Annotated in this window: 14 protein-coding genes and 2 tRNA genes; 1 reads left to right on the forward strand and 15 read right to left on the reverse strand. The window is 40.6% G+C overall.

The window, feature by feature from the left end:
* Positions 1 to 126: 126 nt before the first annotated feature.
* Entirely contained in the window at positions 127 to 4,371 is a 4,245-nt protein-coding gene (locus I6N96_RS01595) for a 2-hydroxyacyl-CoA dehydratase (protein WP_209555749.1), read from the reverse strand.
* Between the two features lie 194 nt (positions 4,372 to 4,565).
* Here I6N96_RS01595 and I6N96_RS01600 point away from each other — a divergent pair, with 194 nt between their 5' ends.
* Positions 4,566 to 5,171 (forward strand): TetR/AcrR family transcriptional regulator, encoded by a 606-nt coding sequence (locus tag I6N96_RS01600; RefSeq protein ID WP_209555750.1) that lies wholly within the window; start codon positions 4,566 to 4,568, stop codon positions 5,169 to 5,171.
* Positions 5,172 to 5,233: 62 nt separating this feature from the next.
* On the opposite strand, the gene I6N96_RS01605 is transcribed toward I6N96_RS01600, so the two are convergent.
* The 14 genes from I6N96_RS01605 to I6N96_RS01670 all read right to left on the reverse strand — a co-directional run bounded on the left by I6N96_RS01605 (position 5,234) and on the right by I6N96_RS01670 (position 14,840).
* Positions 5,234 to 5,386 (reverse strand): hypothetical protein, encoded by a 153-nt coding sequence (locus tag I6N96_RS01605; RefSeq protein WP_209555751.1) that lies wholly within the window; start codon positions 5,384 to 5,386, stop codon positions 5,234 to 5,236.
* Positions 5,387 to 5,477: 91 nt separating this feature from the next.
* Positions 5,478 to 5,549, reverse strand: a tRNA-Gln gene (locus tag I6N96_RS01610).
* A gap of 10 nt (positions 5,550 to 5,559) precedes the next feature.
* A tRNA-Tyr gene (locus tag I6N96_RS01615) sits at positions 5,560 to 5,640 on the reverse strand.
* An 83-nt stretch (positions 5,641 to 5,723) separates the two neighbouring features.
* Positions 5,724 to 5,957, reverse strand: coding sequence for a DUF2969 domain-containing protein (locus tag I6N96_RS01620; RefSeq protein ID WP_209555752.1), 234 nt, complete (start codon positions 5,955 to 5,957; stop codon positions 5,724 to 5,726).
* Positions 5,958 to 6,025: 68 nt separating this feature from the next.
* The gene (locus I6N96_RS01625; protein ID WP_209555753.1) at positions 6,026 to 6,880 is read right to left on the reverse strand and encodes a hypothetical protein; all 855 of its coding nucleotides are present in this window, start codon (positions 6,878 to 6,880) and stop codon (positions 6,026 to 6,028) included.
* Positions 6,881 to 6,898: 18 nt separating this feature from the next.
* A complete protein-coding gene (locus tag I6N96_RS01630) occupies positions 6,899 to 7,546 on the reverse strand; it encodes a class D sortase (protein ID WP_245186802.1) in 648 nt (215 codons plus the stop codon).
* Between the two features lie 37 nt (positions 7,547 to 7,583).
* The gene (locus tag I6N96_RS01635) at positions 7,584 to 8,162 is read right to left on the reverse strand and encodes a hypothetical protein (protein WP_209555755.1); all 579 of its coding nucleotides are present in this window, start codon (positions 8,160 to 8,162) and stop codon (positions 7,584 to 7,586) included.
* Between the two features lie 174 nt (positions 8,163 to 8,336).
* Complete coding sequence (locus I6N96_RS01640; protein WP_209555756.1) at positions 8,337 to 8,993, reverse strand: CBS domain-containing protein; 657 nt, start codon at positions 8,991 to 8,993, stop codon at positions 8,337 to 8,339.
* Between the two features lie 3 nt (positions 8,994 to 8,996).
* Entirely contained in the window at positions 8,997 to 9,698 is a 702-nt protein-coding gene (locus I6N96_RS01645) for an ABC transporter ATP-binding protein (RefSeq protein ID WP_209555757.1), read from the reverse strand.
* Complete coding sequence (locus I6N96_RS01650; RefSeq protein ID WP_209555758.1) at positions 9,698 to 10,474, reverse strand: ABC transporter ATP-binding protein; 777 nt, start codon at positions 10,472 to 10,474, stop codon at positions 9,698 to 9,700. The genes I6N96_RS01645 and I6N96_RS01650 overlap by 1 nt, the downstream gene beginning before the upstream one ends.
* Positions 10,455 to 11,423, reverse strand: a complete 969-nt coding sequence (locus tag I6N96_RS01655) for a branched-chain amino acid ABC transporter permease (protein WP_209555759.1) — start codon at positions 11,421 to 11,423, stop codon at positions 10,455 to 10,457. The genes I6N96_RS01650 and I6N96_RS01655 overlap by 20 nt, the downstream gene beginning before the upstream one ends.
* A 10-nt stretch (positions 11,424 to 11,433) precedes the next feature.
* The gene (locus I6N96_RS01660; protein WP_209555760.1) at positions 11,434 to 12,312 is read right to left on the reverse strand and encodes a branched-chain amino acid ABC transporter permease; all 879 of its coding nucleotides are present in this window, start codon (positions 12,310 to 12,312) and stop codon (positions 11,434 to 11,436) included.
* A 174-nt stretch (positions 12,313 to 12,486) separates the two neighbouring features.
* A complete protein-coding gene (locus I6N96_RS01665; RefSeq protein ID WP_209555761.1) occupies positions 12,487 to 13,656 on the reverse strand; it encodes an ABC transporter substrate-binding protein in 1,170 nt (389 codons plus the stop codon).
* 314 nt (positions 13,657 to 13,970) lie between these two features.
* Positions 13,971 to 14,840 carry an ROK family protein gene (locus I6N96_RS01670; RefSeq protein WP_209555762.1) on the reverse strand — a complete coding sequence of 290 codons (870 nt, stop codon included), beginning with the start codon at positions 14,838 to 14,840 and terminating at the stop codon, positions 13,971 to 13,973.
* Positions 14,841 to 14,851 lie beyond the last annotated feature (11 nt).

Here is a 14,851-nt window from a genome sequence, read left to right on the forward strand (position 1 = left end):
GAGCAGAACAATCCTCCAATCGAAAATTGCTCTGCTCTCAAATTATTCACTATTCAAAAAACAGCTTTGCTTTACAACACATATCAGGTTCCAATTCTTTTGCTGTTGTACACTGCATAATCATGATCAGGAATGAACTTCTTCCTTCATCATTTTATTAGCGGTCGCCATCATCAAACGAATCCGATTTAATTGATTGACTAATGAAACGCCAGGATCGTAATCCACTGCTGCGATATTGGCTTTCGGATACTGATGTCTCAGCTCCTTGATTACACCTTTACCAACTACGTGGTTCGGCAAACAACCAAACGGCTGCATACAAACAATATTATTGACACCTGTTTTCAAGAGCTCGATCATTTCCCCAGTCAAGAACCAGCCTTCACCAGTATGATTTCCAATTGAAAGGATTTTTCCAGCATCTTCAGCTAATTCATAAATCGAAGTAATGCCGTCAAAACGGGCTGAACTTCTTAACGCTTTATCCATTGGCTTCTCAACCAATTCGATCATGCGGATAGCAAATTCAGCAATCATTTTACTCTTCTTAGACATCCCCAAATTCTCATATTTAAAAATCTGATTATATAAAGAATAATTCATGAAGCCAACGATATCTGGAACAACAGCCTCTGCCCCTTCTGCTTCCAGAAGTCGAACAATGTCATTGTTGGCCGTTGGAGAATACTTCACGAGGATTTCACCAACTACACCTACCTTTGGTTTTTCGATATCAAGTAATGGTACCTCATCAAAATCTTTGATGATTTTCTTCATGTTTCGGTTGAACTGAGTCAATGAACCATTACGAATATTTTTCTCGATTTTCTTCAGCCACTCTTCGTGCATCCGATCGATCATTCCCACTTCCGTTTCATACGGACGAGTACGATAAACCACACGCTCAAACAAATCTCCATACAGGAAGGAAATCGCCACTCGTTTCAACATCGGCAATGTAAATTTGAATCCCGGGCTGGACTCCACACCTTTATTTCCTAAAGAGATAGAGATAACCGGAACTTGAGGGAAGCCAGCATCATTCAACGCTTTCCTCAATAGCGGAATATAGTTAGTTGCTCGACAACCGCCGCCTGTCTGAGTCATCATTACACTGACATTATTCAAGTCGTACTCTCCGCTTTGAAGTGCTTCAACTAACTGACCAATAGAAATGATTGCTGGATAACAGGAATCATTATTGACATATTTCAGACCTACATTAATGGCCTCTTTATCTTCCGCCGGCAGACAAACAACATTATAGCCGGAGGCTTTCAAGGCCAGATCAACAAGCCCTGTTTGATGGATCGGGCTCAGCATCGGCAACAACAATGTATGGTTTCTCTTCATCTGCTTCGTAAAGATAATTTTTTCTTGGGTTTCTTCCTGAACTTTCGGTTCAAAGCCGCGACGATCTCTTTCGCCAACTGCAGCTTTCAATGAACGCAGACGAATTCTGATAGCACCTAAATTCGACCCTTCATCAATCTTCAATACTGTATAGATTTTCCCATGCTGCTCCATGATTTCTTCCACCTGATCGGTTGTTACAGCATCCAGCCCGCAGCCGAATGAGTTCAACTGAACCAGCTCAAGGTTTTTAGATTTAGCTACTACTTTTGCAGCAGCATATAGTCTTGAATGATACACCCATTGATTGACGACCCGCAGATTATTGATATCTCCCAGATGAGAAATACTGTCTTCTGTCAATACATGGAAGCCTTCTTGTGTGATCACCTCTGCGATTCCGTGATTGATTTCAGGGTCCAAATGATATGGACGACCAGATAGAACAACACCCTTCTGCCCTTTTTGATTGAGCATCATCAGTGTTTCTTCCCCTTTGTTTCGAATATCTTCTTTGAAGTTCTCCAATTCTTCATAGCCATGATGAAGTGCTTTTTGGATTTCTTCCTTTGGAATCCCTAAATCTTGGAAGGTAACAGCTAGAACATCTGCTACAGAAGCTTCGTTAGCCAGATTGATGAATGGGTTGCGGTAATCCACTTTGCCTTCACGAATATCATCCACGTTATTTCGAATAACATCCGGATAGCTTTGAACGATTGGACAGTTAAAGTGATTGTCTGCGTTCGCATCTTCCTGTCTTTCGAATACAACACCCGGATAGAAAATCATTGGGATGCCCTTATCGATCATAGCTTGAATGTGTCCATGTGTGATTTTTGCCGGATAACAGGCTGTATCACTAGGAATAGTCTCCATTCCCTGCTCATATAACTCCTTGTTGGAGCGTGGAGATAACTCCACTCTGTAGCCTAAATCCGTGAAGAATGTAAACCACAACGGATAATTTTCATACATATTCAGTACGCGGGGAATCCCAACCGTCCCTCTAACAGCGTCTTTTTCTTTCAGCGGACGATATTTGAATAAGCGTCGATACTTGTACTCAACTAAATTAACTTTACGATCCTCGCGCTTAACTTTGATTTTAGCTCCACGTTCACAGCGGTTTCCTGTAATGAATTGACGGCCATCTGAAAAGATTGTAACTGTCATCATACAGTTGTTCTCACAAAGACCACAGTGGGTAAATTCCTTCTCCGCAGTAAAAGCATCCAGCTCTTCTGACGAAAGGAGGGCTGTCTCCTCGCCTAGCTCATAGTTCTCTAAAGCAATCAGTGCAGAACCATAAGCTCCCATCAACCCAGCGATCGATGGACGAACGACTTCTCTGCCGCTGATCATTTCAAATGCCCGCAGGACAGCTTCATTATAGAAGGTACCACCCTGACAGACGATTTTCTTCCCAAGCTCTTCTGGTCGACGTATCTTGATTACTTTATAAATTGCATTCTTGATGACAGAATAAGACAGACCTGCTGAAATATCGCCAACAGAAGCGCCTTCCTTTTGAACCTGTTTCACCTTTGAATTCATAAACACGGTACAGCGTGAACCTAAATCTACAGGCCCCCTTGAGCTTAATGCTTCTAAGGCAAAATCCTTCACATCAAAATTCAATGACTTGGCAAACGTTTCAATAAATGATCCACAACCAGACGAACATGCTTCATTCAGCTGGATAGAAGATAGTACACCTTCTTTGATGGTCATGGCTTTCATATCCTGACCACCAATATCCAGAATAAAGTCTACTCCGGGTTGAAAATGATCAGCCGCTTTATAATGGGCCATTGTTTCTACTTCACCGATATCGACCTTCAATGCATTTTTGATTAGATGTTCGCCGTAGCCTGTTACAGCAGACTTTCCGATAAACACATCCTTCGGTAACTGACTGTACAGATCCTTCAATACTTCCATCGTCGTTTCCAAAGGTTGTCCTTGATTGTTACCATAGAAAGAGAACAGCAGATTCCCTTCTTCATCAATCAATGTGACCTTGGTTGTCGTTGAACCTGCATCGATACCTAAAAAGGCAACACCTTTATGCGTCGCAAGGTCTTTTTCCTTTGCTTTTGCCTGACCATGACGCTCTCTGAATTCTTCCAGTTCCTTATCATTATTGAACAAGGGCTCCAGTGTATCTGTCGGCTTCAGCTGATCACTGTCGCCGCCTGTCAACCGATTCAAGATCGTTTTCAAATTCGTTTCTTCTGCATCCTCTGAATAAATCGCCGCACCCATTGCAACGAAAAGTTGCGGGTTTTCCGGGAAAATGACATCCTCCGGTTGAATATCCAAGGTTTCAATAAAGCGTCGACGCAATTCCGACATGAAAAATAAAGGCCCGCCTAAGAAAGCGATTTTCCCTTTGATTTTTCTTCCGGCTGCTAATCCGGCAATCGTCTGATTGACTACAGCCTGAAAAATGCTGGCCGCGATATCTTCCTTGGCAGCTCCTTCATTGATCAGCGGCTGAACATCCGTTTTCGCAAATACTCCGCATCTGGAAGCGATTGGATAAATCGTTTGATAATTTTTCGCCAGCTCATTGACGCCGTTCGCATCGGTTTTCAGCAACACTGCCATTTGGTCAATGAACGCGCCAGTCCCGCCGGCACAGCTTCCGTTCATCCGCTGCTCTAGTGCACCTTCAAAAAAGGTGATTTTGGCATCTTCACCACCTAGTTCAATCGCTACATCTGTTTCCGGAATGATCTCCTCTACGGTTCTGGTGCAGGCAATCACTTCTTGTACGAATGGAATCTCCAATACATCGGAAAGGCCCATCCCGCCTGATCCGGTAATCATCATTGTCAATGGTGTCTCTTCACCTAATAATTCTTGTGCTTCATTCAGTACGCGTTCTGCAGCTGCCTTTACATCTGAGTAATGACGCTCATATTTCGCGTATTTTGTTTCGTTATTTTCATCGACGATCACTAATTTAACGGTTGTTGAACCGACATCGATTCCTGCTCTTAGTTTCATTGTTGACCTCCACTTCTAAGAGAAACAATTCACAATCAACAACACCCTGTTGATTAACTTACATTGTGTTTGTTATAATACTTATGTCTATTTTAGAAAGAAATAAATTTTTTTGCAACAAGCAAATGCCCCTATTTTGTGAGATAAGCAACAAACCCATATGGATTGTTGCCTTTTAGAAAGGAATTTCTCAAATGAAAAAGAAAGATCTGAGAGTTATGCGTACCCACAAAATGATAATTGAAGCTTTTTTTCATCTTGTTGAAGAAAAAGGTTTTGAGGCAATCACTATCCAGGAGATTGCTGACCGAGCAATGATCAATCGTGCAACCTTCTACGCCCATTTCAAAGACAAGCAGGATCTTTATGATCAAATCTTTGATTTTGCTGTTCAGGCATTCACCTCTGCCCTCGATACAGACAAAACCATTCAAGGGAATCGAATCGAAGTAAAAAAAATCGAGCTGCTGCTTACGACAATCTACAATAATATCCACAAAAATAAGAACTTCTTCCTGACGATCATGGACGGGAGCTCCAATGAAACCTTGCGAAGAAAACTCGCTGATATCCTTTATGAAAAATATGCAGATACGTTGGCTCATTTAAGAATCACTGAAAACGACATTGAGGTTCCTGTAGATTTTATTATCGAATACATGACTTCAATCTTTATCGGTACACTTCATTGGTGGATCACCAGCGACACAGATATGACACCTAATCATCTAGCTCGACTTGTTATCAAGCTGGTGGGCAATGGCCATTTGACGATCCTTGGTATCGAGATAGAAAAATGATCATAAAAAATCGTCTGCTCTCATCAATGATGAAAGCAGACGATTTTGTTTTTCAAAAAGGTCTATCTGTTTTTTGCATGCCACTTTTTATGGTGTGCTGTTTTTCTGTCAGAAGTTATTTTATTGGTCAAACCAAGAGTGACATTATACTTTTTTTGCTTAGATAAGTCATACAGTCTTTCTGCAGTATCAGTGATTTTTTCTTTCAATTTCATACGATCGCTCTCCTCTGATTTTTTAATAGAATGATGATCATAAATAATATAAAAACAGAGCTGCTCACTCAACATGAACAACTCCTACAGACTGGGGTAGCTGGATTCGAACCAACGAGTGACGGAGTCAAAGTCCGTTGCCTTACCACTTGGCTATACCCCAAAATAAAATATGGAGGAGAGTGGATTCGAACCACTGAACCCTAAGGAACGGATTTACAGTCCGTCGCGTTTAGCCACTTCGCTACTCCTCCATGAGGTTTCTTAAAAACCTGACTTACTTATAATACATAATTTTTTCTGTAAATGCAAGTGTTATTTTTAAAATTTTTCTCTTTTATTCTGCTAGATTCCATTGACGAATAATTGTCTCAATTCCTTCTTCAATAGACTTCACTGTACCGGAAGTTTCTCCGTTCATTTCAAGCACAAATTTTTTCCCATCTTTAGGCAGGATACGTCCGATTTCTTTTTTTCCAATCAGCATTTTTGTAATAGTAACGGATTGTCCTTCGATTTTCAATTGTTCTTCTTCTATTCTTACTTCAATATCCTTGTTCTTTTTCGACATTTCTATTCCTCCAGAATTTCGAGGTCAGGGCAACTATTGTTTCTCTCATTGCCCCTCCTCTTTTATCGTTATTGTCGGAACAGTCGTCTCCTCTGATACTCGCTCAAGAAAGCGAAGAGAATCCCTCCTGCTACGGCAACCAAACCCATAGCTATAAACATCCATAAGAAACTGGATAAATAGGCCTGTACAAAATCATACATTGCTTTTGACTGTATACCAAGACGCTTTAATGCTCCTGATAAAAGAGCAACTGTCGGCAATCCCAGCATCATCAGACCACTGCCGCCAAATATGTAGGCCAAATATCGGAGAAGGCGGTGCAGGTAACCCCGCAGCGATTTAAACAGCGCAATGCTTAATAACACACACATTACACCACAAACAGCCATGAAAAGTAAAAGCTTTGATTTATAACCAATCACTCTATTCGCAAAAGAAATCAGAAAAGGCAATTCAATGTAGCCGTCGTAGATTTCTACTGAACGATCAGCAAGTACCTGAACAGATTCTTCCGTTTCCGTCGTCACTTCGATTCCATTATCGGCCGCGTATTGTCTGATTTTTTCTACGATAGAATCATTTACATTTCTACCATTGGCGATATTGAATGTCTCTTCTGGTTTGTACATTGCTGTAAAATAGGCATTGACATCCTCTTTTACATACTCCTTAGAAACTGCTTCAGCCAACACACCAGTTGGTATATTACTTCCTAATGCACTATTTTCGATTTGACGATTGATCTCTTCTGTCAATTGCGTATAATAATCCGCCTTTTCAGCCTGTCTCTCTACATACGAACCACTGAAAAGCGTCAGATACAAGCTCAGTAATAAGAGAAAAGAGGCTAGAAATACAGATGAGAGAAAAGCCAAAAATAAACGGGAAATATTTTTCCCTATTGATGTTCGTTTTTTCATTTAGTCATACTCCCCCAACTATATACTTTCATCGATGATTGGACCGGAAACGTAGTCAGCAAATACAAAGACACGATCTTCTGCCCAACCAATAGCATCTAAAGGATAACAAGTATATAAAATCAAGGATCGTTTTGACTTATCACCCAATCTCTCGCGGATTTCCGGATCGTTTTGTTTAGAGACTTTCTTTTCCGTCACTTGATAAGAGTAATCGCCGTAATGGGTATTGATAACTATCTGATCCCCTGGCTCCAAATAATAAATTTGTCCGAAGGATGGTCTGTTATGTCCGCCGATCAAGGTTGTCCCTAAATCGCCTGGAATCATGCTGCCGATATATTGCCCGGCACCCAGACTTAAAATTTCTTCACTATCTCCATAAAACAAAGGTTCATTAATTCCAACTTTATCAATAACCACTTGTCCAAATTGATCTCCTGAAACAGGATAAACCATTTTAGAGGAAGCGATATTTCCAGCTTCGTTGATTGCTTCTTCTTTTGCTGACTGATCCGTTTTTGAAAATAGATCATTCGTTTTAGACTCAAAAGAAGGTGCATCATTCAGCAGGATAAGCTGAACAGCAGAAGATGCGAAATTAATGACAGGTGCACCAATGATATAAATGATAAGATAGCCGAAAAGCATAAAGAGAAGAGGCATATAGATAAATGCCCCTACCCTCTTGAATTTCTTCATATTAAGCTAATTTACGTTTTCTACTTACAAATGCCGCACCTGCAGCAGCTGCCAGTAAAGAACCAAAAGTGATTCCGCTCAACGCATAGTTAACTCCTGTGTTTTTCACAGCATTTCCAGACTGGTACACTTGGTTACCGTCTGCATCAGTAATCATAACTGCTGCGTATGATCCACCACTACCAAAAGTGATTTTCACTCCTACAGCATTCCCAGCAGCGATCACGTAGTTTTTCAACTGATCGATCACACTTGTTGGAAGTAGGCGTAATGCATCGCCCAAAGTCGTTGCATTCGTTGTATCAACGTCCTGTGAACCAACCAACGCAACGGCAGCACGGATATTTGTCAGTGCTTCTTCCACTTGTGCATCAGTTAATGCAACACGCTTCAGATGGTTTTCTGTTGCATTGATTTCTGCAGCATCAAAATAGAATTTTTTGCCGCCGATCGTTGCACCAGCATTCAGTTCATCAAGGATTCTTTGCTCATTAGCAGCAATTGCTCCATCTGCTGAAGCCGGCATAGCCAAGCCTACAAAAGTAACAATCGCAATAATGATCCCTAAGATTTTTTTCATTAGTATCCTCCTATCTCTTAAAATTTATAATCATTCATAAACTACCGGAACAGCAGCCTATAATAAATTATACGTTTTCAATTTCACAACAATATAAACAACATCCCAAATTTAAAATTATCATACCCACATTTATTAGTCAAATCATTTTGACCAAATTTCGGGAAAAAGGTACTAATCCTCCCTTTTCGTGACTAAGGTGGCTTCTAAAATGTCATATCCAGCACTCGCCAACAGCTGACGGATTTTATCCGCTTCTCGACTTTCAATCTGTAGCTCAATGATTGTTTCCAGCTCTTTACGATTAACAACGACCGTCAAAATACTGTAGTCATTCTCTGCAAGCAACTGCGCGATTGCTGCAAGAATCCCTTTGTGATCTTCAGGAATACGAAGCTGGACTCTGGTACCACCGTCATTATACCCGGTGATTTTCAAAAATGCATCAAAAATATCATTATTGGTTATGATACCGATCAGTTCATTCTGACCATCCACAACCGGCAATACCCCGACATTGTTCTTTCTCATCTGATAGATGCCCTCTTCCAATAGAGAATCCGGATCTATTGTTTGTACGTTCTTTATCATTATATCTGCTGCTGTCGTTTTATTCAAAAGATAGTTCACTTCATAAACACTTAAGCTGGTTGCCTGTGACGGCATCGCTGCCTGAATCGTCCCTTCGGTCAACAATCCCACTAATCGCTCATTCTCTACGACTGGCAATCGATGGATATCATTTTTCTTCATTAAGTCGACTGCATCAAATATTTTGATATCAGGCTGGACAACGATCAGATTTTTCGTCATAAAATCTCTTATACTCATTTATTAGCCTCCTAAATATGCTTTTTTCACTTCTTCATCATCAATCAGGTCTTTTCCAGAACCGCTAAGAACAATGCTTCCAGTCTCAAGAACATACCCTCTGTCAGCAATAGATAATGCCATTTTCGCATTTTGCTCAATCAAAAGGACTGTCGTTCCCTGCTTGTTGATTTCTTGAATGATATTGAATATCTCCTGAATAAAAATCGGAGCTAACCCCATAGAGGGCTCATCCAACAACAATAATTTAGGTTTGGACATCAGTGCCCGCCCCATCGCCAGCATTTGCTGTTCTCCGCCAGAAAGTGTTGCGGCATCCTGATTTCGTCGTTCCTTCAAAATCGGGAAACGTTCAAAAATCATATCATATTCCTTCTTGAACTCTTTGTCTTTCCGTAGGAATGCACCCATTTCCAAGTTTTCTTGTACAGTCAATCCTGAAAATACATGTCGACCTTCTGGAACCTGACAAAGACCGGAAGCAACGATTTTTTGTGGAAGTGTCTTTTGAATCTCATTGCCTTCAAATACTATTTTACCAGATGATGGACGATTCAATCCGGAAATCGTTCTTAAAATTGTTGTCTTACCGGCACCATTTGCGCCAATCAATGAAACGATCTCACCTTGCTCTACATGAAAGCTGACATCCCTTACAGCTTGGATCACGCCATAATGTACAGATAGATTCTCGATTTTCAGCATTACAGCTCACCTCCCAAATAGGCTTCAATTACTTTTGGATTGTTGCGTATTTCCTCCGGTTCACCCTCTGCGATGATCCGACCGTATTCTAATACATAGATTCGTTGACAAACTTCCATGACCAAGCTCATGTCATGCTCGATCAAAAGAATCGTGATTTGAAATTCCTTTTGGATTTTTCTGATTAGCTCTGTCAAATCAGCTGTCTCCTGTGGATTCATACCAGCAGCTGGCTCATCAAGGAACAATACTTTAGGTTCGGTGGCTAACGCTCGAACGATTTCCAGTCGACGCTGTTCTCCATATGGTAAGTTCTTCGCCAAATGCTCCGATTTGTTTTCCATCCCAAAGATTGCCAACAGTTCTTTCACTTTTTTTCGCAATTCTTCTTCCTTTTTATAAAAGGCTGGCAAACGTAAAATACTGGAGAAAATTCCTTCCTTATTTTTACTGTTCATTGCAATCAGCACATTATCCATAACGGATAGATCTTTGAACAGCCGAATGTTCTGAAAGGTTCTACTCAAACCCATATCTGCAATTTTGTATGGTTTCATACCATTCAGAGTCTGGTGTTTACCAAGAACATCAAGCTCAACCGTTCCCTCACTAGGTTCATAAACGCCCGTCAATAGATTAAACAGCGTTGTTTTCCCAGCACCATTTGGACCGATCAAGCCGATCAATTCGTTGGCTTCCAGGTTCAAGTTGACATTCGAAACAGCAGCCAAGCCGCCAAAGTTTTTTGTTAAATTTTTAACTTCCAATAGAGGCATTTGAGTCATCCCCCTTTTTATTCAATAGTCGTTTCACTGAAAATTCCCAGGTACCAAGTAGTCCGCCCGGTTTAAATATCATGATGATGATCAATGCCAATGCATAAATGATCATTCGTAGTTCGCCAAAGTTTTGCAGATACATATTCATGAAGCCTAGTGCTATAGCGGCAATCACTGTCCCCGTCACACTTCCGATCCCACCAAAAACCACAATGATCAAAATATCGATTGATTTCATGAAGCCAAAGTCTTTAGGAGCAATCGTTTGAATATAGCTTCCATATAGTCCGCCTGCCACACTGGCAGTCATCGCACCGATTACAAAAGCCAGTACTTTATATTTTGTTGTGTTAACACCCATTGATTCTGCCGCAATCTCATCTTCACGAATTGCCATTGTCGCTCTGCCTGAACCACTGTGAATATAATTCACTACAATCAGGATCGTCACTACAACGAAACCAAAGACCATTGACCAGTTAACAAAAGGTGGAATTCCAAAAATACCAGCCGGCCCATTTGTGATATCTCTCATATTGATGATGACAATACGAATGATTTCGGAAACGCCCAAGGTAGCAATTGCCAGATAGTCTCCTTTTAAACGCAGAGTCGGGATACCGACAATCAAAGCAATTAGACCAGAAAGTGCGATTCCCAGAAGTAATCCACTGAAAAATCCGCCCATCGTTGGATTTTTCACAGATACAATAGCGGTTGAATAGGCACCAATCGCCATAAAGCCCGCGTGTCCTAAAGAAAACTGTCCGGAAAAGCCAATAATCAGATTCAAGCCTAAAGCAAGGATGATATTTATTCCAATGGTAATCAGTGTATTTTCTGTATATAGATTTACTGCACCCATCACATATGCGGCGTAGATCACACCGTAAACAGCAAGTGCAATCAGTAACCAAATCAAGTTATATTTCATATTTTTTTTCATTACTCAGCACCTACACTTTCTCTTTGATATTCTTCCCTAGAATACCAGCGGGACGAATCAGCAGAATCACGATCAACAGAGCGTAAACGACTGCATCTTTATAATCAGAAAATCCTAAAGCAACAGCTGCTGTTTCCAAAAGTCCGATCACAAAGCCGCCGATTGCCGCTCCTGGTATGATACCAATACCGCCGACTACCGCTGCAACAAACGATTTCAACCCCGGTACTACGCCCATCATCGGATCGATGGAGTTATAGTACAGACCAATCAGCATTCCCGCTGCCGCTGCTAAAGCAGAGCCTAATGCAAAGGTAAAAGAAATCGTTCGATTCACGTTGATTCCCATCAGCTGTGCCGCATCTGCATCTACACTCACAGCTCGCATTGCCTTACCCATTTTGCTCTTTTTCACAATTACCTGAAGTAAAATCATCAGGAACAATGAGACAAATAGAATAATCAATTGAATATTAGACACTTCAATAAATCCAAATTTATAAGTTTCCAGCTTGATCGCTTGCGGAAATGCTCTTGGGTCAGATTTGACCATCTGGATCATGACATTCTGCAGCAGGAATGATACTCCGATAGCTGTGATCAACGCCGCAATTCTTGTCGATTTTCGTAAAGGTCGATAAGCTAAGAACTCGATAACAACACCGATGACTGCTGCACATGCCATTGATAGGATCAATGCTGGGAAAAAGCCCAGCTTGAAGTTATTGATAAAAAAGTAACCCATGAATGCACCTAACATGTACACCTCTCCATGGGCGAAATTGATTAATTTTATAATACCGTATACCATTGTATAGCCAAGGGCCAGCAGGGCGTAGATACTTCCCAGAAACAGCCCGTTTATCAACTGCTGGATAAACATTTCCATTTTCATCACATCCAATTTAATTTTGTTGAGAACAAGAGGTTCAGAAATACTATGTACATTCCCTCTCTTGCAGCAGATCCAAGCACTTTGCGCCATGCCCTATCTGCTTTTAAAAAAATTAAAATGGCTGAAATCATTGTTGGTCCCAGCCATTTTTATTCTTAGAATTCTTTTTTAAGGGTTAACAGGCTCAGCTGATGTTTCTTTGCCATCAGTCAGTCCCAATACCACTGCAGATTTTTCAGGGTTATGGTCTTTATCCATCGTCATTACTCCAGTCACACCTTCGAAATCTTTCAATTCAGCTAATCCTTTTGTGATACTTGCTGAATCTGCAGAGTCTTGATCTTCAATTGCCTGTTTCAACATGTAAACAGAGTCGTAAGCCAGTGCATTGAATGCGGATGGCTGTTTGCCGTATTTCTCTTTGAAGGCTGCAACAAATGGTTCTACTTTATCCGTTGCAGGTGCTTTTTCTGAGAAGTGCCCTGTGTAGTATACATCACTAACGTTTTGAGCTCCGGCAATCTCAACTAGCTTTTCATCACCAAATCCGTCAGCTCCGATGATTGGCTTATCGATACCCATTTCTCTTGCTTGTTTGATAATCAAACCAGCTTCAGTATAATAACCAGGTACATAAATCACATCATAATCCAGACCTTTGATTTTCGTCAGTAAAGCTTGGAAATCCTTGTCACCAGCTGTAAAGTTCTCTTCCTTGACGATTTCCCCTTTATACGTATCCTTAAAGGAATCCGCAAGTCCAATTGCGTAATCACTTGATTTATCACCAAGTACTACCACTTTCTCTGCTTTCAGGTTATCCTGAGCAAAGTTTGCTAAAATGACCCCTTGGAATGTGTCCTGGAAACAAGCTCTAAATACATATTCTTGAACTTTATCATTTGCAACAGTGATGCTGTCATCTGTTCCAGATGGAGTGATCAACGGCACGCCTGCTTTTGTCATATTTGGAATCGTTGCCTTCGTCGCACCGGAAGTAGCAGGTCCGATAACAGCAACCACTTTATCTTCATTTGTAAGATTCGAAGCGACAGAAGCTGCTTCGCTGTTTTCTGATTTATTATCCTTTGATACTAATTCCAGTTTTTTACCTAAGACTCCACCAGCTTCATTGATTTCCTCAACAGCCAGCTCAATTCCTTCTTTTTCAGCATTTCCATATGCTGATACGCTTCCTGAAAGCTCCATGTTCATACCAATCTTGATCGTGTCGCCCTCAGCTTTATTTCCCGCTTCTGATCCGCCACCGCTTGTCGCCGTTGGCCCGCACGCTGCCAATAAGAACAAACTGGCAAATAAATAACTAAATTTTTTCATCAAATTACCCCCTCATTCTCTTTGCGAAATACTAAAATAGTATGTATACAAATATAATAAAAAAGCCGATTGTTGTCAATGAATTTTCAGAAAATTTCTATAATTCAAAACAATCTGTCAAATTCAGATAAATTAAAATGTCAAATAGTATGAATAAACGCACTTATCTGTGGTATTTTTTTCAGCTTTAATAATAATTAAAGTATTTTCTATTTATGTTCCTATATTCAAAAAAAGTTTTTCGATGCTTTTTACTATAATAAAAAGCATCAAAATCAGTCGATTTTGATGCTTGATTATTCCACTCGTTTCACTTATTGTTTATGTGCAAGAAAATTTGCTGCTGCACCCACTAAATTTGCATCATTGCGGTATTTGCAAATAACAATTTTGGGAACAAAATCCTTTAGTCCAAATTGCTTTAGCTTTTTCTCCATTCGCTGATTGATTTCCTCTAGTAAGCCAGCTTTTGCAGAAACCCCGCCTCCCAAAACAATGACTTCAGGGTCCAATGAAAATTGTATACTGAACAGCCCTTGTGTCAGATACTCATAAAAATTTTCAACTTCCTCTACAGCTAAGCTGTCACCTTCTTCAGCTAGACGGAAGACATCTTCACCTGAAAAGGTTTCTCTCTCTACCCCTTTTCTCTCACAATAGCGCCAAGCCATCTGTACCGCAGTACCAAGAGAACTAAAGGTTTTCCCATTGTTCAAAAACATCAAGCCGAACTCTCCGCCATAAAGATGTGCTCCTTTGACGATTTCGCCCTTATGGAACACTGCTCCACCGATCCCAGTACCAATAACGACAAAAGCAACCTCCTTGTTTCCTTTGGCAGCTCCTTCGTAGATTTCAGCCATTCCTGCACAGTTCGCATCATTTTCTATTGTTACAGGAAGCTGGAATAAATTTTCCAATTCATCGTAAATATCAAAATGATGAATGTAAGGAATCGCTGATATCCCTAAGATCTGTCTCTGTCTTGCATCCACTACTCCTGGCGCACTGAAAGCAACTCCTTCTATAGAAAACTCCGAAGCAGTTCGAACGGCTAATAAAGACTGTTTCATTTCCGCCCATGTTTTTGGCGTAGAAAATTTGCCTGTTTCATGAAGCTCATTTTTCTCCCAAACGCCGTATTTTACTGCTGAACCGCCTAAATCAAACGCTAAAATTGCCATATTATTCCGCC

This window comes from Enterococcus larvae (assembly GCF_017830045.1).
GTDB classification, from domain to species: Bacteria; Bacillota; Bacilli; order Lactobacillales; family Enterococcaceae; genus Enterococcus_L; species Enterococcus_L larvae.

Bases quoted from the DNA above. Each gene is read 5' to 3' on its own strand.
- I6N96_RS01670 (WP_209555762.1), bottom strand. From the start codon at position 14,840: ATGGCAATTTTAGCGTTTGATTTAGGCGGTTCAGCAGTAAAATACGGC.
- I6N96_RS01665 (WP_209555761.1), bottom strand. From the start codon at position 13,656: ATGAAAAAATTTAGTTATTTATTTGCCAGTTTGTTCTTATTGGCAGCG.
- I6N96_RS01645 (WP_209555757.1), bottom strand. From the start codon at position 9,698: ATGCTGAAAATCGAGAATCTATCTGTACATTATGGCGTGATCCAAGCT.
- I6N96_RS01630 (WP_245186802.1), bottom strand. From the start codon at position 7,546: ATGCCTCTTCTCTTTATGCTTTTCGGCTATCTTATCATTTATATCATT.
- I6N96_RS01625 (WP_209555753.1), bottom strand. From the start codon at position 6,880: ATGAAAAAACGAACATCAATAGGGAAAAATATTTCCCGTTTATTTTTG.
- I6N96_RS01635 (WP_209555755.1), bottom strand. From the start codon at position 8,162: ATGAAAAAAATCTTAGGGATCATTATTGCGATTGTTACTTTTGTAGGC.
- I6N96_RS01640 (WP_209555756.1), bottom strand. From the start codon at position 8,993: ATGAGTATAAGAGATTTTATGACGAAAAATCTGATCGTTGTCCAGCCT.
- I6N96_RS01595 (WP_209555749.1), bottom strand. From the start codon at position 4,371: ATGAAACTAAGAGCAGGAATCGATGTCGGTTCAACAACCGTTAAATTA.
- I6N96_RS01620 (WP_209555752.1), bottom strand. From the start codon at position 5,957: ATGTCGAAAAAGAACAAGGATATTGAAGTAAGAATAGAAGAAGAACAA.
- I6N96_RS01660 (WP_209555760.1), bottom strand. From the start codon at position 12,312: ATGGAAATGTTTATCCAGCAGTTGATAAACGGGCTGTTTCTGGGAAGT.
- I6N96_RS01655 (WP_209555759.1), bottom strand. From the start codon at position 11,423: ATGAAAAAAAATATGAAATATAACTTGATTTGGTTACTGATTGCACTT.
- I6N96_RS01605 (WP_209555751.1), bottom strand. From the start codon at position 5,386: ATGAAATTGAAAGAAAAAATCACTGATACTGCAGAAAGACTGTATGAC.
- I6N96_RS01600 (WP_209555750.1), top strand. From the start codon at position 4,566: ATGAAAAAGAAAGATCTGAGAGTTATGCGTACCCACAAAATGATAATT.
- I6N96_RS01650 (WP_209555758.1), bottom strand. From the start codon at position 10,474: ATGCCTCTATTGGAAGTTAAAAATTTAACAAAAAACTTTGGCGGCTTG.